This is a genomic window from Hyphomicrobium sp., from assembly GCF_051860585.1.
GTDB lineage: Bacteria > Pseudomonadota > Alphaproteobacteria > Rhizobiales > Hyphomicrobiaceae > Hyphomicrobium_C.
Genome location: NZ_JBHYDS010000006.1, coordinates 262,020 through 284,635 on the forward strand (window position 1 = coordinate 262,020; position 22,616 = coordinate 284,635).

17 protein-coding genes are annotated in these 22,616 nt (G+C 59.9%); 7 read left to right on the top strand and 10 right to left on the bottom strand.

Translation table 11 applies throughout. The features are described from left to right. Nucleotides 1-96: 96 nt before the first annotated feature. The 3 genes from lptB to ACTIFK_RS11965 all read right to left on the bottom strand — a co-directional run bounded on the left by lptB (nt 97) and on the right by ACTIFK_RS11965 (nt 4,065). The gene (gene lptB, locus ACTIFK_RS11955; protein WP_439543296.1) at nt 97-942 is read right to left on the bottom strand and encodes an LPS export ABC transporter ATP-binding protein; all 846 of its coding nucleotides are present in this window, start codon (nt 940-942) and stop codon (nt 97-99) included. Between the two features lie 122 nt (nt 943-1,064). Then, a complete protein-coding gene (gene lptC / locus ACTIFK_RS11960; RefSeq protein WP_439543297.1) occupies nt 1,065-3,098 on the bottom strand; it encodes an LPS export ABC transporter periplasmic protein LptC in 2,034 nt (677 codons plus the stop codon). Nucleotides 3,099-3,444: 346 nt separating this feature from the next. Further along, nucleotides 3,445-4,065, bottom strand: coding sequence for a ribonuclease D (locus ACTIFK_RS11965; protein WP_439543298.1), 621 nt, complete (start codon nt 4,063-4,065; stop codon nt 3,445-3,447). Nucleotides 4,066-4,320: 255 nt separating this feature from the next. On the opposite strand from ACTIFK_RS11965, the gene ACTIFK_RS11970 reads away from it, so the two are divergent. Continuing rightward, complete coding sequence (locus ACTIFK_RS11970; RefSeq protein WP_439543299.1) at nt 4,321-5,742, top strand: DUF2793 domain-containing protein; 1,422 nt, start codon at nt 4,321-4,323, stop codon at nt 5,740-5,742. A 276-nt stretch (nt 5,743-6,018) separates the two neighbouring features. On the opposite strand, the gene ACTIFK_RS11975 is transcribed toward ACTIFK_RS11970, so the two are convergent. Next, entirely contained in the window at nt 6,019-6,669 is a 651-nt protein-coding gene (locus tag ACTIFK_RS11975) for an SDR family NAD(P)-dependent oxidoreductase (protein ID WP_439543300.1), read from the bottom strand. 90 nt (nt 6,670-6,759) lie between these two features. Here ACTIFK_RS11975 and ACTIFK_RS11980 point away from each other — a divergent pair, with 90 nt between their 5' ends. Next, on the top strand, nt 6,760-7,686 hold the full coding sequence (locus tag ACTIFK_RS11980) for a LysR family transcriptional regulator (protein ID WP_439543336.1): 927 nt from the start codon (nt 6,760-6,762) through the stop codon (nt 7,684-7,686). Nucleotides 7,687-7,753: 67 nt separating this feature from the next. Here the strand turns inward: ACTIFK_RS11980 and ACTIFK_RS11985 are convergent, their stop codons facing one another. Continuing rightward, nucleotides 7,754-9,055, bottom strand: coding sequence for a PepSY-associated TM helix domain-containing protein (locus tag ACTIFK_RS11985; protein WP_439543301.1), 1,302 nt, complete (start codon nt 9,053-9,055; stop codon nt 7,754-7,756). A 151-nt stretch (nt 9,056-9,206) separates the two neighbouring features. Beyond that, on the bottom strand, nt 9,207-11,489 hold the full coding sequence (locus ACTIFK_RS11990; RefSeq protein ID WP_439543302.1) for a TonB-dependent siderophore receptor: 2,283 nt from the start codon (nt 11,487-11,489) through the stop codon (nt 9,207-9,209). A gap of 815 nt (nt 11,490-12,304) precedes the next feature. Here ACTIFK_RS11990 and ACTIFK_RS11995 point away from each other — a divergent pair. The 3 genes from ACTIFK_RS11995 to ACTIFK_RS12005 all read left to right on the top strand — a co-directional run bounded on the left by ACTIFK_RS11995 (nt 12,305) and on the right by ACTIFK_RS12005 (nt 14,401). Further along, a complete protein-coding gene (locus tag ACTIFK_RS11995) occupies nt 12,305-12,988 on the top strand; it encodes a hypothetical protein (protein ID WP_439543303.1) in 684 nt (227 codons plus the stop codon). Between the two features lie 80 nt (nt 12,989-13,068). After that, on the top strand, nt 13,069-13,284 hold the full coding sequence (locus ACTIFK_RS12000) for a hypothetical protein (protein ID WP_439543304.1): 216 nt from the start codon (nt 13,069-13,071) through the stop codon (nt 13,282-13,284). Between the two features lie 340 nt (nt 13,285-13,624). Next, nucleotides 13,625-14,401: a hypothetical protein gene (locus ACTIFK_RS12005; RefSeq protein ID WP_439543305.1), complete on the top strand. Its 777-nt coding sequence runs from the start codon at nt 13,625-13,627 to the stop codon at nt 14,399-14,401. On the opposite strand, the gene ACTIFK_RS12010 is transcribed toward ACTIFK_RS12005, so the two are convergent. Next, nucleotides 14,402-14,743 (bottom strand): hypothetical protein, encoded by a 342-nt coding sequence (locus ACTIFK_RS12010; RefSeq protein WP_439543306.1) that lies wholly within the window; start codon nt 14,741-14,743, stop codon nt 14,402-14,404. A gap of 146 nt (nt 14,744-14,889) precedes the next feature. Between ACTIFK_RS12010 and ACTIFK_RS12015 the strand changes: the two genes are divergently transcribed. Beyond that, a complete protein-coding gene (locus ACTIFK_RS12015) occupies nt 14,890-15,501 on the top strand; it encodes a recombinase family protein (RefSeq protein WP_439543307.1) in 612 nt (203 codons plus the stop codon). A gap of 13 nt (nt 15,502-15,514) precedes the next feature. Here ACTIFK_RS12015 and ACTIFK_RS12020 read toward each other — a convergent pair whose 3' ends face one another. Both ACTIFK_RS12020 and ACTIFK_RS12025 read right to left on the bottom strand, forming a co-directional pair. Beyond that, complete coding sequence (locus ACTIFK_RS12020; RefSeq protein ID WP_439543308.1) at nt 15,515-16,681, bottom strand: hypothetical protein; 1,167 nt, start codon at nt 16,679-16,681, stop codon at nt 15,515-15,517. Between the two features lie 225 nt (nt 16,682-16,906). Beyond that, nucleotides 16,907-20,149: a hypothetical protein gene (locus ACTIFK_RS12025; protein WP_439543309.1), complete on the bottom strand. Its 3,243-nt coding sequence runs from the start codon at nt 20,147-20,149 to the stop codon at nt 16,907-16,909. A 227-nt stretch (nt 20,150-20,376) separates the two neighbouring features. On the opposite strand from ACTIFK_RS12025, the gene ACTIFK_RS12030 reads away from it, so the two are divergent. Beyond that, nucleotides 20,377-21,135, top strand: a complete 759-nt coding sequence (locus tag ACTIFK_RS12030; protein WP_439543310.1) for a hypothetical protein — start codon at nt 20,377-20,379, stop codon at nt 21,133-21,135. 29 nt (nt 21,136-21,164) lie between these two features. Here the strand turns inward: ACTIFK_RS12030 and ACTIFK_RS12035 are convergent, their stop codons facing one another. Further along, the gene (locus ACTIFK_RS12035; RefSeq protein ID WP_439543311.1) at nt 21,165-22,406 is read right to left on the bottom strand and encodes a Fic family protein; all 1,242 of its coding nucleotides are present in this window, start codon (nt 22,404-22,406) and stop codon (nt 21,165-21,167) included. Nucleotides 22,407-22,616: the final 210 nt, after the last annotated feature.

Below are 22,616 nucleotides of genomic sequence, written 5' to 3' on the forward strand. Positions count from 1 at the left end.
CGTGTCAGGTGAAGGGTGGCAGTCCGATCGGTCCTCATGACTTTACGCTCCAGCGCGGGCGCAACGTTCCAGAGTGGACCAAGGCCAAGGCTTTGCTCAGCGCGCGTTAACGAACATGTCTCCCAGGTAGACCCGGCGTACATCTTCATTGGCAATGATTTCCGCCGGCTTACCCTGAGTGAGAACCTGTCCGTCATAGATGATGTAGGCGCGGTCGATCAGGCTCAGCGTCTCGCGCACATTGTGATCCGTGATCAGGACCCCAATCCCGCGGTCCGTCAAGTGGCGGACCAGCTGCTGAATGTCGCCCACGGCAATCGGATCGATGCCGGCGAACGGCTCGTCGAGAAGAATGAACGACGGCCGGGAGGCCAGTGCGCGAGCGATCTCGCAGCGCCTCCGCTCGCCGCCGGACAACGCCATGGACGGCGATTTTCTCAACCGCGCGATGTGGAATTCCTCGAGCAGGCTGTCGAGCTGTTCCTTGCGCGCCTTGCGGTTCGGCTCGACCAGCTCGAGCACGGCCATGATGTTCTGCTCGACCGTCAGGCCGCGGAAAATCGAGGCTTCCTGAGGGAGATAGCCGATGCCGAGACGGGCGCGGCGGTACATCGGCAGCGCGGTCACGTCCTGGCCGTCGATCGAGATCTGTCCGGCGTCGGCGGGAACAAGGCCGGTGATCATGTAGAACACGGTCGTCTTGCCGGCGCCGTTCGGACCCAGCAGGCCGACGGATTCGCCGCGGCCGACCGCAAGGCTGACGCCGCGCACGACCATCCGCTTCTTGTAGCTCTTCTGGACGTTCTCCGCGACGAGCCAGCCCTGATGGGAGGCGAGGCGGCGCTCTTCGTTCGATTCGGCGTAGCCTTGGGCTGCTCCGTCATATCCCGTGGGATCGGAGGCTTGCGCGTTGCGGGCTGACCGGAGGGGCCACAGTTTCATTCGGGCGGACTGCCGTGCTGAAGGTGAAGGGTGCGGACAACGGTGGGTGGATGGGTCCTACGAGACGGCGTTTGGCGGCGCGAGTCAAATGCGGGGGACTTCGGGAGCATGGATCGCCTGGCTTAGTCCGGCGAACTGGCCGGCGACTCTGTTGCGGACCATCCGTCGACGGCCTTGTCCTGAGGGGCGGGCTTGGCCTTGTCCTTGTCCTTGCCGGACCCGCCCTTTTCTTCTTGCTCCTTCATGTCCTGCGGAAAGAAAACGGCGCTGGCGCGGCCCTTCCCCTCGGCGGCCGGCTCGGCCGGCTGCTTGGTCACCCAGCCGCCACCCGACGGCGCGGCGACCGTGTTTTGCGGGGCGGTATCGATCTTGCTCTCGCCGGTCGTCATGTCGATCAGTAGGCGTGTGCCGCGAACCATGTTCTTGCCGCGCGACAGCACGACGTTGCCGCCCATCGTGATCTTGTTGTTCTTCGCATCGTAGTCGGCCCAGTCGCCGGTCGCGGACTGCCCGTCCTTCGAGGTGACACGAACGTCCTTGCGGGCTTCGAGGCGGGTTAGCTCCGAAGCAGGCTTTTTGCCCTCGGCCGGCTCCGTGCCCATGCTGGCTGCGTCCACCAGCCCGGCCTCGCCCTTGTAATGCGCCGTCAGCTCCGCGCAGCGGATCTTGAAGCCGTCCTGGGTCGCGTCGACGTCGCCCCGGAAGACGGCACGCTTGCGCTGATCGTCGACTTCGAGCGCATCCGCGTTGAGATCGATGGGCGCGGTCGGATTGGTCTTGAACGACATGGGCCCGGAGGAGTCTTGATCGTCCGCAGCAGCCTTGGCGGGTTGCTTCGCCTCGGCGTCGCGAACGAGGCGCGCCGTGATGCGCCCCGGTCCGAACGATCCTTCCGGCGGCGTCGTGAGGTGCGCCGTGCCGCCCTTGCGATCGATGGCGAGGCGGCCGCCTTGCAATTCGTTGCCGGCCTGCCTGACCGCCACGTTGCCCGAGAGCACGATCGCGCCGGTGGCCTCGTTCAGTTCGACCTGCTCGCTCGTCGCGCGGCGATCCGTGCCGGAGGTCATGACGACTTCGCCCGAGAGGATAGCGGTCTGCGACGGCGCGTCGAAATCGGCCATGTCGCTGGTGACGATGTCGCCGTTGGCGCGCTTCATGACCACGGGCTTCTTGGCGACGATGCGCTTGACCTTTCCGGCCGGAGAGGCGCCCGGCGCGGCGGCCGGCGTTTGCGCCTTGCCGGTCGGACCCATCAGGCCTTCGCCTTCGTAGGTGACTTCCAGTTCGGGGCTCGTCAGGTTCGCGTCGCCCTGGCGGGCGCGCACGTTGCCGACGAAGACGGCTTTCTTGCTGCCGTCGTTGAGATCGAGCCGTTCGGATTCGATGATGATCGGTCCGTTCGACGGCGTGAACATCGCGGTTGCCGCGGCGTCCTCGGTTGCGACGGCGGGCGTGTCCTTCTTCTCGTCCGGTGGCGGGGTGAGCTCGGCTATGACGGCGCCGGCGAAGGTTGCTTCGCGCGCCTTCTGGCGCAGCGTCATACGTTGCGACTTCACGGAGCCGTTCGGAAATTCGACGAGAACCGGCTTGGACGACGTGAGGAGATCTTTCTTCGTTTGGATCGTCGCTTCCGTGAGGCGGGCCTTCAGGCCTGTCTGAGAGTCGACGTTGATCTGATCGAAAAGTTGAAGAACGCCGCTGTCGTTCTGGAATTGACCGCGCTTGGCGGTGATGTCGGTGCGGGTCTTGTCAGCCTGATAGACCTCGCCGACGATGCCGTTCATCTGGATGACGTTCGGCTTGAGAATGTCCTGCTGCGCGGTCTTGGCGGTGAAGACGTAACTGCCGCCATCCTCGTTGAACCCTTCATAGCGGGGGTTCTTCATGACGAGGTCGGTCGGCAGAACCTTGCGGATGGAGAGCTCGGGCAGGGAGTCGGGCCCCACGATGCCGGTCGTTTCCGCGATGGAGAGGGCGTAGACCCCGATCAGCCCAAGCGCGGAGACGGGAAGCACGACGCGCAGTGTGCGCACGATCCGGCTGCGCTGCCTCGCCTTGCGGAATTCGCGTACGCGGTCGACGCTGGCAAGGGCCAAGCCGTCGCCTGTGCGGCGACCGATCGACGGGGCGATCTGGTGATCAGCAGCTACGACCATACGTGGTCCGAGATCTCCGGCATCATCGCCTAGTTCTGGGCCTAGTCCTGGGGCCTAGTCCTGGTCAGATACATTCCGGCCCAGGCCTTAACTTCATCCGGGCCTTGCTTCATCCGGGGCAGTCATTCTGTCCGGGCGGTCCGGTTCGGGCGCTGCGGGAGCAGGGTGCGCATGGCATCCAAACCCCGCGTCGCGCTTCGAGGTCCGCCTACGCACCTTGCACGTGGGAAAGCCAGCGGACAATCACTTCGAATTGGGGTGAGATTGGGACTTGGGCGGGGCGAAGTCCCCAGAAATTGTTGAAGTTTTTTCGGCTGCAGCGGCCGCCGCGGGGGCAATAACCGGTTCAGTGCGCGAAAATGTCGTCTTCGCCGTAGCCGGCGAGATCCAGCTTCGCGCGGGTGGGAAGGAATTCGAAGGCGGCCTTGGCATAGGCGCCACGGCCTTCCCGCTCCAACATTGCGTCGAGCTTGGCCTTCAGCGCGTGCAGGTGGAGCACATCCGCGGCCGCGTAGGCGAGCTGCTGCTGGCTGAGGGTCGTGGCGGCCCAATCCGAGCTCTGCTGCTGCTTCGAAAGCTCGATGCCGAGGAGTTCGGCCGTGAGGTCCTTCAACCCGTGGCGATCCGTGTAGGTGCGCACCAGCTTCGAGACGATTTTGGTGCAGTAGACCGGGTTGACCGAGACGCCGAGGTATTTTTCCAGCACGGCGAGATCGAAGCGGGCGAAGTGGAAAATCTTGACGACGGAGGCGTCGGTAAGCAGCGCCTTGAGGCGCGGGGCGTCGTAGGTCGACGGGTCGGGCTGGACCAAATGGGCGCTGCCGTCGCCGGCCGAAAGCTGGACGAGGCACAGGCGATCGCGGTTGGGATTGAGGCCCAGCGTCTCGGTGTCGATGGCGACGCTGCCCTTGAAGGTGACGCCGGGGCCAAGGTCGCCCTTGTGAAGCGTGATCGATGGGCTTGACATGATGGGACACCCTCGCGCGATGCGCACGGTCTGCGCAAATGATACAAGCTATTGAAAATGCTATTTTATTAGCACATCACGTTCGCGGGTGTAACGGGTCCGCCGAGGGAATGCAAGAGCGCGCGGACGTTCGTCCGCTGAAAATTGCCGGCGAGCGCATTTATCCTCGCAGTCATTTATCCTCGCAGTCATTTTATCCCCGCAGTTTGGCGCGCGGCGATAGTGGCGGGAGCTTCCGCAACGAGCCCGCGCCCCATGGATGAAACCACGCTTCTCAAGCTTCCCTACATTCTTGCGGCGCAGTCGCAAAAGCATGTGACTCACAACGAGGCGCTGCGTGCACTCGATGCGGTGGTGCAGCTCTCCGTGCTCGACAAGGATCTCGCCACGCCCCCGGGTTCGCCGGCGGCCGGTGCCTGCTATATCGTCGGCGCGGCGCCGACGGGAGTATGGTCCGGGCAGGCAACGCACATCGCGGCTTATCAGGACAGCGCGTGGGCCATCTATGTTCCGCTCGAAGGCTGGCTGGCGTGGGTTGCGGACGAGAACGTGCTTTACGCGTTCGATGGCACCAGCTGGATCCCCGCGCCGGGCGCGGGCGGGAGCGTGAACCCGGTGGCGATGGTCGGCGTGAACGCCACCGCGGACACTACGAATAGATTGTCCGTTGCGAGCCCGGCGTCGCTGTTCAATCACGACGGGGCAGGCCACCAGCTCAAAATCAATAAAGCCTCCGCGGGGCAGACCGGAAGCGTGCTTTTTCAGACGGGGTTCTCGGGCCGGGCGGAGTTCGGACTGGCGGGCGACGACGATTTCCAGGTGAAAGTGAGCGCCGACGGCAGCACGTGGAAACAGGCGATCGTCACGGACCGGTCAACCGGTGTCGTGCAGTTCCCGTTCACGCCCAGGCGCGAGGTGCTCACCGCGAACCGCAACTACTATGTCCGGACCGACGGCAACGATGCGAATACGGGGCTCGCGAACACGAGCGGCGGCGCGTTCCTGACGATCCAGAAAGCGCTCGACATCATCGGGGCGCTCGACATCTCGATTTATAGCGTCACGCTCAATGTCGGCGCAGGCGCATTTAATTTAACGGGGTCCAACACACTCAAATCCCCCGTTGGCTCTGGGGCGGTCACGATATCAGGCGCAGGCGCAGCGTCCACCACGGTTACCGCAACAAGTGGATCGTGTTTCTACGGGCCCAATCTGGGCGGCGTGGTCTTCAACATCAGCAATATGAAGCTGGAAACCGTTACGAGCGGCGAATGCCTGTGGGCTTTTGGAACAGGTGAAATTCGGCATTCGAATATCGAGTTCGGCGCGTGTGCAGGAAACCATGTGCGCGCATCGCAAGGTGGTCAGGTCACGGCGCTGACCAACTACGCAATTAGCGGGGGAGCGCTTCGGCACCTCTTTTCCGAAACTTTCAGCAACGTCACGACAACATCTCGAACGGCTACCCTGACGGGAACCCCTGCGTTCTCCTCATCATTCGCAGCAGCATCGTTCAACGCGCTGATGCGCGCGAACGCCATGACCTTCGTTGGGTCAGCGACAGGTGCAAGATATTCCGTGAACACTGGCGCATTGCTGTACGTCAACGGCGGGGGTGCCAACTACTTCCCAGGCAGTGTCGCCGGATCCGCCACGGCGCCCGGGAACTACATTTGATGCAAAATATTGCGTTGTCGGCGGCGACACACTGTTCGCTTACGTCATGACGAGGCGTTCGCTTACGTCATAACGAGGCGGGCCTCGGTCAAGGCAGGCAACGTGACCAACGGAAGCCGATACGCCTGAGCGCGCGGGTGGCGCGCCCGGGCACGAGGCGCGAAATATCATCAGCGTTGGGAGGCGTTCCGGCTCAAGGGCCGGCGCCTCCCAACGTTATTCGGACGTTTCATGCGCCTTGCCGCATCGGCTCAGGCTCGAGCATGACTTCGCCTATCAGGCGTACTGGACCTCGTTCGTCCAGGAGCCGGGCTTTTCATTGTGCAACTGCCAGAAATGCTCCGCGACAGCGGTCGCGTGGTCCGACGCTGGAGATACCCACGCGCTGACCGTGACCGTCGCGACGTGGATGCCCTTCGTCTTGAAGTCTTCGAACAAGCCTAGGGCCAGCGCGCGGATGCCGGCCTTGCCGATGCTCAGCGAGATGTAGTCGGGCGAGGGGGCGAGGGCGAAGCCGCCGCCGGTCAAAAGAATGCTGCCCGCGCCTTGTGTGGCCATCGCCTTCTCGGCCGCCTTGGCGGCAGCCATTGCGCCGCCGATGTTCGTCGCCAGGTCGGACACGAACGTGTCGGACGGTTGATCGCCGATCTTGGACTCGCGCTTCGATGCGGCGTTGTAGTGGACGACATCGACAGAGCCGTGCCGCGCCTTCACGTCGGCCACCAGCGCTTCGACAGCGGCCGTATCGGATGTGTCGATCGTCGTCGCCTCGGCCGTGAAGCCCTTGGCGGTGAGTTGCGACGCGAGATCGCGAACTTTATCTGCGCTGCGGGCGGCCAGCACGACGGCGTAGCCTTCCTTGGCGAACCGTTCTGCCGTGGCAAAGCCCATTCCAGGGCCGGTGCCGATCGAGATGAAGGTCTTCATGGCAAGTCTCTCCTGCGTTTGACTGGCCCTGATGTAGCCTTTAAGAATGGATCGATAATCGCCGCTCGGAGCATTTGACTCGTGCAAACGATGCAGGAATTGGCGCGCGCCGATTTCGACGGGATCGAAGCGTTCGTTGCCGTCGCCGAACTCGGCGGCTTTGCCGCCGCCGCCAAAAAGATCGAGCGGGATGCCTCCGTCGTTTCGCGGCGCGTCAGCCAGCTGGAGGCGCGGCTCGGCGTTCGCCTGCTCGTTCGCACGACGCGGCGCGTGGCCCTGACGGAAGCGGGAGAAGCCTACCTCAAGCGCCTCCAGGCCGTTCTCGAAGAGCTCTCGGCGGCGAACCTCGAGGTCAGAGACATGGCCGCGGCGCCGCAAGGGCTGCTGCGGGTTTCGGCGCCGTCGACGTTCGGGCGTCTGTGGCTTGCTCCGCTGATCGCGGGGTTTCTCGAGCAGCACGCGTTGATCCGCGTCGACCTGCGTTTCTCGGACAGGATGGTCGATCTCTTGGCGGAGGGGTTCGACCTCGCGGTCAGGGTCGGCGTATTGCCGAGCAGTTCACTGCAGTCGCGAAAGATCGGCGGCCATCGCATGCTGCTGGCGGCCGCGCCGGCGTATCTCAAGCGGAGGGGCACCCCCAAAACGCCCGATGATCTCGCCCATCACGACTGTATCGGATTCACGGGCAACGCGTCTTGGCCGGACTGGCGCTTGCAGTTCGGTGCGAGACGCAAAACCGTCCGGCCGCCTTGCCGCTATGTCACCGACAATTCGGAGGCCGCGCTCGCGGCTGGGATCGGCGGGGCGGGCGTGATCCTCGCGCCCGACTGGCTGGCCGGGCCTGCCCTTCACGACGGCAGTTTGCGCGAGATCTTGCGGGGGTGGACGGTCAAAGGGGACGGCGGCATCTACACCGTGCTTCCGACCGGACGCCTGATCCCGAAAAAGAGCCGGGCGTTCATCGACTATCTTGCGGCAAAGCTGAAGGTGACCGGGGATTGGAAGCGGACGCCGTGAGAGGGAGCCAGGGCGGCTTCGCTTGCATCGCTCGCGACGTCGGCCTCAGATATCTTTCCGATGCCGATCAGTTGCTGTCGCCAGCCAGGGCAATGCCTGAGTGAGTCCGCGCAGCCCTGCGTTTTGAGATGCGGCCGGCGCGTTTTTTAAACCAGATGATCATGCCGGTCGCCGACAGCAGCGCTACGACGACGCCCATGACCGACAGGAAGACGCGACCCGGAAGGCCGGCGATGCGCCCGGAATGGAGCGGAAACTGGAGCTGCATGAAGATGTCGGCCGCGGTGCCTTCCCACGGTATGCGTCCGCCTTCAGGCGCACCGGTGGCGCCGTCGAAGAACAGCATTTTGACGCCCATGCCTCCTGAGCCGTGATCGTCGCCGGGCTCGAAGAAGCTGATCGAATAGATCCCGTGCTCGAGGCCGTAGAACGCGGCGCCCGCCGGTTCCGTCCAGCCACGGCGGCGCGCTTCTTCGCTGGCGATGTCGATGGCCTGCGGGAACGTCAGCTTCGGCTCGATCGGCTTGTTACTAGGGACCGGCGTACGGTCGTCGAATGCATCCGGTGTCAACGACGATAAACGGCTGAGGATGGGCCGCACGACCTCGTTGTTGAGATTCATCGAAATCGACGTGAATGCCAAAATCAAAAGCGCCGCCCAAAGCCACAGACCAAATGCCCGGTGCAGATCGAGATTGCGGCGATAGGACCCGGCCCCGCGCTTGATCGTCCAGGCTGGCTTCCAGCGTTGCCACCAGCTCCGCCGGGCTCCATTCGTGACGGGGCTCTGTTGTTCCTCGATCTCGGAGCTGACCTGTCCCGCCCGTCGAGGCAGGGTGAGGTAGAAGCCGACGAAACAATCGAACAGCCACACGATGCCGACGATGCCCATGAACCACATCCCCCAGCGATCGATGCCCCAGAAGTCCGGGATGTGCATCGAGTAATGCAGCTTGTAGAGGAACGGCAGGATGTTCTCGCGATCGAGCGAGACGGCGCCCCAGAAGCGCTTGCCTGCGACGTCTCCGCTGACGGGATCGATGAAGACCTGATTGTACTCGACGTTATAGAGCTCGCCGGTCTTTGGATCGACGCGCGGCTCGACGAACAAGCTGGCGTTGTGCCCGTCCTCGAACGACAGCGGGAAGTAGCTGACACGTATCCGCGGATCGGCAGCCTCCGCGCGGCTGACGAGTTCATGGGGGGACAGCGTCTTGCCCGTCGCCTTGGCGTCGAAGAGATGCGCGTTCAGCCATTCATCGAGTTCGTGATCCCACGAGATCACGGCGCCGGTCGCCCCTGCGATGAACAGGAACACGGCAATGAAGAGACCGGCCCAGCGGTGGACGACAGTGAAAGTAGCTCGCATCGAAACCCTGAACCGTGTGCGCGGTTGCGTAAACTTGACTCGAAAAGACTACAATATGGTGCCGAACGCAACGTTGAATGCACTCGGAGACGCAATGCCGCTCGGAGTGCATTCGTGATCAAGCATTACTCGCCGCAACGGGCTGGGGCCTTCAGAACTTGTAGGTCAGCCCCGTGGTGATCGTCCGCGCGGAACCGTACCAGCAATCGCCGCGGCCGAGACACGTCGAAAAGTATTCCTTGTCCTCGAGATTCTTGCCGTTGATCGACCAGCGCCAGTTATCCTGCTCGTAGGCGATCATGGCGTCGAACAGCGTGACGTCCGGTGTCTCGATTGTATTCGAGCTGTCCCAGGAGGCGCCGATGTAGCGCACGCCGGCTCCAACTGACCATCCCTTGAGAGAAGGCTGGTCGAACGCCCACACGCCCCACATGGATGCCAGGTGCTTGGGAACCGACTCGAGCTGATTGCCGTCGATGTCAGTGCCGTCGTCGTATTGCGCGTCCGTGTAGGAGTAGCCACCAACGACCTTGAGATTCTCTGTGACTTGGCCCGTCAGCTCGATCTCGAAGCCCCTGATGGATACCGCGCCAGTCTGCACACTGAAGCCCCCGTCGAGGGGATCCGACACCAGCCGATTGCTCTCGGCGATTTCGTATATGGCGCTGTTGATCATCCACTGAGCGCCCGTCGGTTGATACTTGAAGCCAACCTCGTACATACGACCTGCTTGAGGATCGAACTGAGTCTCACCCCTGGCCGGCGAGGTCGTCCCAACAACCGGGACGAAAGATTCGCCATAGCTTACGTAAGGGGTGAAGCCCGACGCGAACTCGTACATGAGGCCGGCGCGGTAGGTGACCGCGTCGTCCTTCTGGGTGCTACCGCCTGTCTCATTCTCGACCCAGTCCTTGCGCGCACCAAGGACCGCGATCCAGTTCCCGAGACGCATCTGATCCTGAAGGTACAGGCCGCTCTGGGTGACTTTCTGATCCGCGAAGGAGCAGATATCAAGACTGGGTAAAGACGTGGTTGTGCCGTCATAGGAATTGCCGGCGCAATCCGTCCCGGCCCACCGTCCCTGCCCATAGACCGGATTGTAGACGTTGAAGCCTTCGACATCTAACGCGGTAGCTGATCCTTGGCGGGCCTGGAAATTCGAATAATCGACACCACCCAGAACCTTGTGGGTTAAGACACCGGTCGAGAACTTGGCTTCGAGATTGGTGTCCTGGTTGAAAGTCTGCGTATCGGTGATCACTTTCCACCTCTCGCGATACAGCTTTTCCTGGTCCACGTCCGCGTAGCCAAGCCACCACGCAGCGTAGGTGCTGTCGTAGTTGTTGTGAATGTCCGCAAAGCGCGACACGTGGCTTAGCTTGAACACCGAGTTGAACTTGTGCTCGGCAATCAGCGTGCCCGAGGCGACATCCGTGTCGTAGTGATCGGTCGGCTCTCCAATGAAGCGGTCGCGCGGGATGGTGCGGCCATTCACGTTTGGAAACAGCGTGCCGACGATCGGGAAGAACTGCGAGGTGGAGCCGGTCTGGTCCTTCTGAAAATTGCCGAGAACCGTAATGCTCGTGTTGCTGTCGGGACGGAAGGTGATCGCCGGCTGAATGGCGTAGCGATCATCGTCGACGTAGTCGACCTGCGTCTCGGAATCGCGCGCAACGCCGGTCAGGCGGTAAGACCATTTGCCGTCCGATGTCACGAGCCCCGTGGTATCGAACTTGACTTGCTTGAAGTCGAATGAGCCGTACTCCACACTGACTTCGCCGCTTTGCACGTCCTGCGGACGCTTGGAAACGGAATTGATGATGCCGCCGATAGGCGCCTGGCCGTAAAGCACCGACGCGGGGCCGCGCAGCACCTCGATGCGCTCCATAAAGTACGGATCGATGCGATAATTATAGGTGTAGTAGTTGAACGTGCGACGCAAACCGTCGACATATTCAGCTGCTTCGGCACCCCGAATGAACGTGGTGTCCGTACGACTGTCGACGCCGTAACCGTCGGCGACGACGCCCGGCACGTAACGCAACGCATCCTGCAGCGACTGAGCCCCCTGGTCACGGATCTGCTCGGCGCCGACTACGCTGACCGACTGCGGAACCTCGCGCAGCGGCGTGTCGGTTTTGATGCCCGTGGTCGTTTCTTTCGCGGCATATCCGTTGACAGGGCCGGTGCCAGGAGAAGCCCCACGCGGGGGCTCCGTCGCGGCGGCAGGAGCGGGGGCGGACGCTTGCGGCGCGGGCGAAGATTTTTTCACCGCCGGCTTCTTGGCGGCTTTCTGCTGCTTGGCAGTGACTTCGAGCGGAGGAAGCTCGGTGGCCTCCGCGGGCTTAGCCTGCTCCTGCGCCTGAACGCTGCTGACGACTATTGAAGCGCTTGCGATCACAACCGTGCGCAAAAAATCTGCCCGAAACGCCATAAACCGATCCCCTGTCCCAACTTCAGAGCCAAATCTCTACTTTAAAAGTATAGAAATGATAGGGGGCTCGGCAAATGATTGAGGTGCGTTGCGACAGGGTCACATTGGGTGGGGCCGCGACCGGCGGCTGGTGCGAGAGCCTGCTATTCCGCCCGAAGATCGGCACCGAGAGATCGTGCTCCAAGTGCGATGGCGAGCAGATCTGCGCGCACCTCGACGACGGGAGCCTTGCGCCGCTGTGGATCTGCGGAGAGGCGGCGGGTGCACCGACGCACGCCGATGATGTCACGGGGATCATTCAAAACGCGCCGCGTTTGACGCTGAAGCGCACGGTTTTGGTGCGAAATACAGACAGACCGCGCTACGCGCCCAGCGTTTGCGCCTAAGTTTGGTGCACCTAGAAGGACAATCCTTGAACCAACTCCTCGATATTCTTGAGGAATGGAACATCGAACTGGAGGCGCACTTGCCGGGGCTCGATGCCGATATGTAACATTGTTACATTTTTAACGTCAAGGATCGAGCGAGAATAACAATCCGATCATCGCGCCTGTTGGCTCGCGCCAGTGCCACTGTTCCGCGATAGCAATGATGCCCGCTTTTCGGTTTCGCTTACCGCTTCCGCCCAGATTGGCAGCGCACGTTTGGCACACACTCCGGCATGTAGGCCGACGAGTGCCCAAAACATATAGAACCCAGAGCCCGCCACATCCTCTCCGTGCCAGTGTCACCGGAGCAGATTACTCGACTTCGTATCGCCGTGAACTGATTATGCTAAAACCTCGCTTATTGGCCGATTTTTAGTGGGGGTCTCTATGTTGCGAACAGTTGCTTATGCGCTTGGTCTTTTTAGCCTCTTTTGTGGGTCTTCACATGCTCAGGAACGCCCGCTTGATCCGGCCCCCTATGTTAGCGATCTCAATGTAATAGCCGAGCACGTTAACAAGCAGAGCTTGTTGAATGGAGATGTGGCGATCATCGCAGGCGCTGCTTGCGCTTCCATGCGGACGGCCACACGGGATGGGGTGGCTGCCAAGATGTCCGCCTTTCTTGAGGACTACCCGGATCCGGAAGCCCTCCAGAAGGTTTCCCAAGACAAGTTCATCTCCTACGAAATCACAGCCTTCAAGCAGTTCGGCGCTAGCCGCGAGACGGCGATCTACGTCGAGGATACGATTAAAGCATCGCCCACGATACCGAGCCAAACGCCGAGCAAAGCCGAGAGCCTCGCCAATTCTATTTTTCAAATGGAATTGCGGTCATGCGAGCTGCGGGAAAAGATATCAAACGAACTTTCTGCTCCTGCGCCGCCCAAGCAGGCGTCGACCGCCAAACTTTTAGGGAAGGGCGTGGTGGGATTGGGCGCGATGGTGGTGGATGTCGCTCTGGCGGCGAAAGCGCCCTACCTATTTGTGGGGGTGCTGTCTGCAGCATCAGCCAGTTGGGGCTGGAACAGAATTGAGGAAGTCTATTTTGAACTAAAGGCAGATGAAAAATAGTAATTGCTATATTATGTCGCAGGATTTAATGATGGGAAAGTATTTCCAACCACAAGAAGGAGAATAAGGAGCAATAAAAAATGCTGAAAGATCGTTTTTTTTGGGAAAGCTACGGCAAATATAGTTTGGCGGTTGCGACAGGCTTGGCGCTGGCAACTATTGGTTTGGATGTTCCGCCTGAGGTGAGCGTGCGGTTTGGCGCGGGGGCGATTGCTACGTTTCCAGCAGCCTACGCCTTTGCATCGCGAAGAAGGCCGGATCAACCCGTTGGTGGGTTGGGAGCGGGGCCTGCTTAACGGAGCATAGCGTCCAGCTCGTACTGCGCTTTCAATCGTCGCTGGGAAGCCATGCGGGAGTTTTTTGCAAGCTCGTGCGCGAATTTTACGCTTGCTTTGATCACCGCAAGCCGATGTGACAAGCCCTCGGTAGGCCGTCCACGCTCGTATTCACAATCAGACTCTTGGCGAATGACTTCTTCGGCGCTGGAGAGCAGGTCGGCTACGACTTCGCGATAGATATGTGCGGCCTCGCAAGCGTAAAGCGCAGCAGCGCACGGACAAGAAATAGCGGCGCTATTTTTGACTTCGATGCTCCGTTTACGGTACAATAGTCATAAAACAACGGATGTAGTGGGAAGTGGCGTACGACAAAGGCGAACTGACTAACCAGTGGGAGATCGAGGCCGCGCGCACGCGCGAGGAAGATCGCCGCGATAATGAGCGTGAGCTGGCCGGGATCGACATTGGCCGCGAGGCCCGCTTCCACGGCACCGAATTCGTTGAAGAACGCCGTCAGGGCCGCTCCGGCGCATCCAGCGCCCAGAGATCGGCGCAGCGTGAATTCACTTCCCGCCTTCAGATGCTGCTGGCCACCAATCCGGGCTATGCCGCACTTTACAACGACACCATGGGTGCCTTGGGCGATGCCGAAGATGCGACTGACCGCGCTATCGTCAAAGCCGAAGCGGCGCATAAAGCGGCACAGGAGAAGCTGGAGCAGACCCGGAGCCGTGCCGCCAAGCTGCCGACTGATGACAGCCCGGTCTTCAAGGACAAGCACGGGATAGTTCGGAACGAGCGCGGCGAGGCTGTGAACGATGATATCGCCGACCGGATCGAATGGCGGGGCGATGAACCTGCTTACGAGCAGTTTTTAGAAGACAGTGAGTCTGTCAAAGACAGACTCACTCGCCTTGAAGCGCTTCAAGGCTTTCGCGTCGATACGCTGGGCCGGTTCCGCGACCTGATGGATGATAAGGACAATCCAATCACAGAAACCGAACTCCGTGAAGGACAGCGCGAGATCGCGGAAAAACTCGTGGAACACCGCGTGCATGAAACAATTGGCCGGTCGGCCGCCATCGTGGATCAGCCTCGCCCAAGCGCCGGTGTCGCTATTCCCGACATTCCCTGACTATCGCTTTGCATAATCGAACGACCCGCATGACTTCTGGAGAACCGCGATGATGACCCCGGTGGGGTGATACTCCGGGAAATTCTGCATTGCTTCGATGACCGGCTGATACCCGGACGCAATATGCGTTGCTGCCCATTTGTCGATGCAGCGGGCCTGCTCGGGCACATTCTTAGACGCAATCACGCCAGCCATCATGACAGCCGTTCCGATGTAGCTGCTCTGCGATTCCGCCGGGTACGTCAGAAACTTGCTGCTCTTGAAGCCATCATCGGCGACGGCTGCGCCGCCGCATACGATGGTACTCAGGGTTGCCAGTGCTAGGGCTTTTCTGCGAAACATAAACGATCGTTATTGTACACGGAGGAAAACAGCACGAGAATGAGACGACAACACTTTGGAAGCAGCGGTTTCCCGCCAATATGCGGCGCTAGCACTAGCACTCACAGCGCCTCGTCAGAAAGGATCGATTCTGTCGAGGTTGCGTCATGACGAACTTCTTTTTCCCAAGCATTGAAGTCACGGGGCGGCGCATAGGATACGCGCGGGTTTCCACCGCCGACCAGAAGCTGCGCATGCAGCTTGATGCGCTCAAAGCCGCGCAGTGCGATCACATCTTCAAGGATCATGGCATCAGTGGCGGCAAGGCCAGCAGACCGGGCCTCGATCAGGCGCTCAAGACGCTCAAGCGCGGCGATGCGCTGGTGGTGTTTAAGCTCGACCGGCTGGGCCGCTCGGTTCAACACCTCTCCGACCTGCTGGTGCGGCTGGGGAATGATGGCATTCACTTCTGCTCAATGGCCGAAGGCATCAACACCACAACACCCGGCGGCAAGCTGATCTATCACCTCTTCGCCGCCTTCGCCGAATTCCAGCGCGACGTGATCAGCGAGAACACCGCGCTAGGCCTAGCAGCCGCGAGACAACGCGGCACAGTCCTAGGACGACCGCCATTGCTCACCATAGATCGAATCCTAGCAGGCCACCGGGCCGTCATGCAGCAGGGCCTGCCGATCACCGAAGTCGCCAAGCGCTACAAGGTCTCTCCCGTCACCGTAACACGCGGGTTCAAACGCGCGGGGGTGGAGTGGCTGCACTGAGCGAGCTGCGTTCTCAGTCCCGGTATGTCCAGTCAGTGACCTTCGAGATTTCGCCAAATATGCCCTCGACCCCACGACATACAGGATCGACGGCTTCCAAATAGGCCTTCGCCCAAGCGATCCAGTCCGCTAGGGAGCGATCACCGATCATGACAGAGGGATCGCTTGCCGTTCTTTCGAGCGCTGCCAAAAGGTTTCGTACCTTAGTCGCGGTCTCATGACGCTCCGCTTGTTCCACGAGGGAGCGCCACTGATTGCGATCCTTTTTCCGCCTCGCTTGCTCGATCTGACGAAGCCGCTCAGCCTCTTCGCGCCTCCGCTTCTCCTCCTCCCGATCTTCCCGCAATTTGACAAGCGCAGGGCCAGCGAGGAGAAGCGTCGCAACAATATCCGGGACCATTGCCTCAAACCGCTTCGTCGTGGTTTCAAGCCATTCTCGCCTGAGACGACTCTCGTGGCCGAAATAGTCTTCAAAACTGAAGATCAAATTTCCGGTCGGCTCCAGAACCTGCGTCCAGTTCTGGCCGCTCGACCAGCGCATTTCTTCGGCTGTCTTAGGCCGCCGCACCTGCTTGTTTTTCTCACGCAAGCGGCAGTGGATTTTTTCCGTCTTGTACTCGAAGTAAAACGTGCTGAGGTCTTCTGATCTCACCATCAGGCCGTTCTTCTCAACGGCGCGAAATATCGCATCGAGAATCCGATGCTGGCGATGCTCGCCGTCAGTCCAGTCCGGCATTGCAGGGCGATAGGGATTGCGGTCAATGCGATCACGCCTTTTGCGCTCCTTATGCTCCGCTAGCCACCCAGAGATGATCGCATGCGGACGCTTCAGTTCATCGGGAACGACAATCCCTTCGGCCTTTGAATGCGCGGCGGCGTTGGCCTCTTGAACTTCTGGTGCGAGTTTTGGCGGCGTTGGCGTGGGCGTGATAGTCACCTCACCGGGCGTATCGCTATCGGGCTTGAGCAACCGAAAGCGCACGACTTCCTGTCCGGCTTCCTTACGCGCCCAATAGCCACGCGGCGGATACGGAATCTTGAGCCGGTCGCAAATCTTGGCCAACCCGTTGCCCGATATTCCAAACTCCGCTGCCAGCCTGCTCATGGGAGATTCCCATACGCGCCGGTAAAGCTCATCACGCGCAATCGTAACTGGTTGACGCGGTTCCAGATCGTCCATGGCTCCCTCCAAGCGATGTTGCAGGAAGTCTAATGGGCCGGTGTCCAGATGCACATATCTGCGTAAGATGGATGCAGGGAAAGGAAGAAATCCCGGAACTGAATGTCAGTATGGTGTTCCGCCAGATGTGTGCTGTATGACAGCACATTTGGCTCGGCGGTCTTCCGCCCACCTCGGCAAGGGGGCCCGCTGCGCGCCCCCGTTGCATCCCCCCGGCCAACGATTTCAGGATGCGAACTTTAGCCCGCGCAGCCGAAGAGCGAGCGATTCGATGTCATGCTCTGAAACTTCCGCGGCCGATTTTACCGTGAGGCTCTGCTTGCCGATGGCGAGGTCAAAGATAAATTCAGGATCCGTTGTCGCTGTCGAGGGCAGCACGGCGGGCAGCAAGTAGTATGCTCCAACACGCCCGTAGTCGGTCAGGAACATGTCAAGGTTCCTGCTATCCAGTGGCGTCATTGTCATGGAGCGGGTGGCAAGCATGACCGGCTTCGCGCCCTTTCCGCCGCTTGATGGTTCTCCCTTTGAGGCCACCTGCACGCAATAGTGATGCGCGTTCTCCCCGGGCAGGTGCCGAATGATCGAGATCACGATTTCTTCGCCAGTGTCGGCTTTGCCAAACCTCGCCCGCAGCCGCTCGAAAATCTTTCGGGCGGCGGCTGCGTTCTCGAACAAGAAAGCCATGCAAGGCGGTTGAGTGCGGTCAAACCGCAGATACCCGCAGCCCCGCCACACGGCTTTGTCCCAAGCGTGAACGTCGATGACGGAACTAACGCGCATACCCCGGTGGTTGCTGATCTCGAACGGGTCCTTATCGGGTTCGTCCTCTTCGTCCGGATTTTCATCTCCACGAGGAAGCGCAATCCGGGGAAGATCAGCGCGTTTGCCGCGAAGCGGATATGAGCGGCGCACTCCTTCTTTCCACTCGGATAATTGCAGGAACGTCTTGGCTGATACGCGGCTGTAGCTGTTCGCCGCAACAGAAACCATTGTGATCCGCTGCTGAACTCCTTCGTCGGTGAAGAGCTTGTGCAGCAGCTCCTCGGTATCGCGCACCGAACAGGTTGCGCCCATGACGTGTACGGATAATTCCGACAGGAATGCCAGCACATCTTGCTGCTGGTCGAATTGGGTTACCGAGAGCCCGCTCGGCCACGTGACCGATGAAGTCATGTCAAGCTCGCAGGTTTCGATGAGAGGCTTATGGATTTGGCCACTTCGCGTAACCACGATACGGAAGAGTTCCGTGTGAGGCGCGACGCTCTGACTAATAACTGTTGCAAAAAATGCTTCCAAAGCCCCCAGAATGATCTCAGCAATGAGGATCGACTCGCTGCTTTCAATCTCGACCTCGATCCGCATGCCAAGGACCGTGTTTGCAAAAATCTGACGTCCCACGTCATTCAAAACAAGAGGGCCGTGCAGACCATCAGCGATGGGCTGGCTCTTGAGAAGAGAGAGCAGCTGCTTCACTCCCTCATCCGTTTCCTCCTTCGGTAGACTGCCATCCTCCCGCAACACGTCTTGGTAGCCGAGGACGTATAGCAGCGCCGTGCGGGCCATAAACAGGCCAAGCCCTTCGAGCACATCAGGCAGCTCATCAAGCTTGCGAAGATCCGCTTCGCCGAGGTTCAGCAGAAGGCAGCCGAAGGCCACATCCAGTTCCCGAATGTCTTCGGACACCTTGGCCTTCGACTCCTCCGTCAGCGGCAGCGCCGCGACGAAACCATTCATGAGCTGTATGGCGAACAGAAAATCGGGCACATGAGAGAGTTCAAGAGCGTTCCACGCCCAGACCTTCATTGTCGGCACTATCCCGACCGGCATTTCGCTTTCCTGCTCTCCTTCGATAACGAGGGACGCAGCGGCGAATACGCTGCTCGCGCGGGCAGCCCATGAAAGCCCGGCGCTTCGATACGCAAGCGACAGGAGCTGTGTAGCCTCGATCAGGTGTTCCGAATATTCACGTTTCGTAAGTCCAACTGCCGCCTTGCCTAACCACCGGATCATGTCGAGACGGTCGGAGAAGTCGAGCTTCTGCGCGCGCTTGAGAAGGATGATCGCACCTTCGCCAGCGCTTCTTCGGGATGCCACAAAGCCTGCAAGCTTCTCGATCAGATCGTTGTAGGCAGAGTCGTTTCCAGCAGCTTGCCCGGCAACCTCAATGAAATTGATCAGGGTGTTGGCGTCAAACTCGCCCAGTCCTGCCGCTTTGTCCAAAATGGCGCTGTAGCCTCGCCAGACTTTCGATATGGCGGCAGGATCATTCTCAATCATTGCTTGGTTGAGGCTGATGCGCATGAGGTCTGTCTGCGCTTCAAGGCTGTTATTGGGCCTGTGCGCGTCCTCCGCGATTGCTTCCAACGCCCTCTTCAGCCTCTCCGTGCGTTCATCAAATTTGCATCCCTCCCGCGAGAAATGCCGGTGGACCATAGAATTGACGAGCAGTTGGTGCAGATTGCCAAGATACTCGAGATTTTTGGCGTGATCCGACTGCAGCACACGTGATTCAAATTCGTCGTATGACGCATTCAGGAATGTGAAGTCGTCATACCACCAGTAAGCCGTCCAGATCTGCTCGTACTGCGCTTCCAGTTTTTGCCGGAAAGATCCGTGGGCCTCAGCAAGGCGTATAGCTCTCGCGAACCGCCCGTCAGTTTCGATGCGCGGACGCTCAAGGCCGCGCGAGAGTTTGGCTGCAACTAGCGCTTCCGCAGCCAGCTGGCGTTCCATCCCACGGAACGCTTCAGGGTCGTCGATTTCCCGTTCCGTGTCCGCAAGCTGTTGTGACCGGGAATAGTCGGTCGGGCCCAACCTTGCAGGAGCTTCGGATGACTCGCCGACCTTGAGGTAGTTGAAGGCGAGATCGGCGCGGTCGTTTTCAATAACCTCCTTCACGATCCATGAACGGTCATGGATCGTGACGGGGATTCCGTACTTCTCAGTAAGGTCCTGCTCTAAACGCGCGCGGGTTTTGGCCTTAGCAAAGCGACTTGTGACGCAGATTATTTGGTCGTAGCGCCTGCCCGTAGCAACGATACCGGCTACGTCGTTACGCACCTTTTCCGCCCATTTAGCGTTGGCGCTGAATGCGAAGGCCCACCTCTCTTTGCCGGCGTTAGCCTCCCCGATGTAGGTCAGCCTGGCGATTTCATCGGCGACGGGAAACGTTTCAGTGTCAGTTTTGCTGTCGCCGCCACCATCCGGGCCAGTCTGTGGTCGCAAATTAGGGCAGATCGTCCGCTCACACAGCTTCCTGCAAAAGACCTCGAACTCGTGCGTCTGGTTTCGAGATGTTATGGAATCGAGGTGGTACTCCAGCGTTGAAGCGGTCAGACCGATGGTCCGGCTCTCTCTGGTGTCCGAATAATACTCCGGCCTAAGTTCACGCATGAACTTTGAGGGCGAAATACGCCCGGACGCGTCTGCCTCGTCACCTTCTCTATCTTTTGCGTCATCGTCCTTCATGCGAACAATTATAGAACAAAATCAACCCCACAACCACAATGTCAGTCGTCGGCTGCGGATTCGAATGTGGATAAGCGGCACCGCGCGGACTTGGTGAGCGAAGCCGCTTTTGATGGGAATAAAGTGTAGCGGAGGTTCTGGAAAATCAGGCGACCTCTCGACGTAAGACCGCCTTCCGTGATGACGTAGCGGTAGCGTGCAAAAAACAAAACGCAAAGCGAGGGGCTATGTTTTTCACGGAAGAGCAAATCGTCCAGCTTGCGGAAGATTACGCCGCCCTCGATGACAGGTACAACGATCTGCGGCAGGCCTATATCAACCACCCTTGGGTGACCGATAGGGGTAGGGAGTTCGGCGTCAATGGCTTTGCGCGAAGATTGCAATGCCTACGCCGCTGCATTCACAACGTGTTTGAAAATCTTCCACCTGAGCTCGCGCAAGCGCCTGATCGCGACACGCGCCACGATGCAGAGCTGCAAATTCAGGCTTTCGTGTTTCACGCTTTCGGCGCAGCTGACAATCTTGCATGGATATGGGTCAGTGAGAGGAACATCACCCGCAATAACGGAACGCCCTTGCCTGATGGCGCTATTGGAATTCGCAAGCAGCAGGTGATCCCGTCATTCAGCGAAGCTTTCCGCGCTCATCTTCAAGATCGCGAAGAATGGTTCGACTATCTGGAGAATTTCCGGCACGCACTCGCTCACCGGATTCCGCTCTACATACCACCGTATGTTGTCACGCAGGCGAATGTTGCTAGGTACAACGAGCTGCAAGCGGGGATGAACGCAGCTATCGCTGCGGCGAACGTGGCCCGGTACAACGAACTTGAGGCGCAGCAAATGCTGCTCACATCATGGCAGCCCCTCATGCAGCATTCCTTCATAGAGGAAGCGGGGACGATCGTTTTTCACTCGCAGCTCATTGCAGACTTCAACACCATCCATGAGCTTGGCTCCATGATGCTAGAGGAGCTTGGGGATTGAGCAGCGCGCAAGAGAAAACACTGGAGTGCTTAGGGGAACAAGCCCGGCATCAAACGGGGCGCGAGTTTGGCCGGAAACGCGATCTGCCAGTCATCCCGCGGGCCGGGCGAGAAGATGATGCCCTCTTTACTGAGGGCCGTTGTGACATTGCGGGCCGAGCGGTCGGATTGATCTATGACCCCGGCCACCTCGCTGCGCGGCAGCGATCCTTTGAACAGGATAGCGTCCAACGCCTTGGATGAGGCGGCAGGAATGTTGCCGTATCGAACCTCGTCAGCGGCCCACGCAAGAATGCGGTCACGCAGTACCCTTGGCTGCATGAGCCCTTCCATGAAGCTCACCTGATCGAGGCAGATCTTGAGGAAGAATTCTACAAAGGCGATCGTTGCCTCCTCGCTTAGATGGCCGCGACCGTCGTAGTCGTTGCGGCGCTGGAGATCGCAATCGGCCAGATGGCGTTTGTATTCTTCGACTTTGCGGGCAAGCCCACGGGAAACAGACCATAAGCCGCCTGTATCGAGCGCAGAGCGGAGGGCGGCATACGACATGAGCCGCGTGACGCGGCCATTGCCATCGGCAAAGGGGTGTATCCAGAGCAGACGGTGGTGCATCGGGCCGGACGCGATGATGCGCTCGAATTTCCCAAGCTTGCCGTAAACCTCTTCAAAGCGGGCCATGAAGCGCGGGATAGCGCCGGGGCTGACCGCAATGTGCAGGCCGACCTTCGTATCGTTGTGACGTTGCTGGCCGGGAACAACGCGAATGCGCTTGCCCGTTTTGGGATCTTCAACCCACAGCAGCTCATCGGGGAGAAGGCCTGTAAACTGCCGATGGATCTCAAACAGCCCTTCGGTCGTCAGCTCCCGCCCATCGAGATGGCCTTCATCGATCCAGCGCTGAACCGCGATATGGGCCTTGGCTTCAAGCTGGAGATCCCGCTTCTTGGGATCGTTGCTCAGTTCGTTGTGAATCGCCTTTTCGATCTCGACCGGGTGCGTGTTGTGGCCCTCGATCAGGTTGCTGTAATAGCAATTCATCGAACGGACGAGATCAGCGAGCGGGGCCGTGAGTCCTGCCGGGAGGCTTGCGCGGAACGCAGCCGAGGCCTTGCTCAGTTCGAAAGCAAGTTCGGAAATCGTGGCGCGGGCCTTAGTGCCTTCGGAAACCAGCATCGGCTCCATGAGAGCGATGCTCTCTCCGTCATCGCGCAGGGGCGCTGCCGGAGATTTTTCCGCCTTCTTTGCCGCTATTTTTGCCGGTTTCTTTGCCACGTCCGTGTCCATAATATATAAGTAATACCATAGACTTAATTAATCGTGTAGCAGTTTCTTGCCGCTTCCGTTGCCGCCAATATTGCCGGATAGATTGCCGCTTTTCCTGCCGCCAGTCCAGTGGCTCGCCTTCCGCCCAACCGCCTTCCCCCCGGCTTTGCCTTCTGCTGAGGGCATCATTTTTTCATAACTATAGTCGCCAGCCCTTTC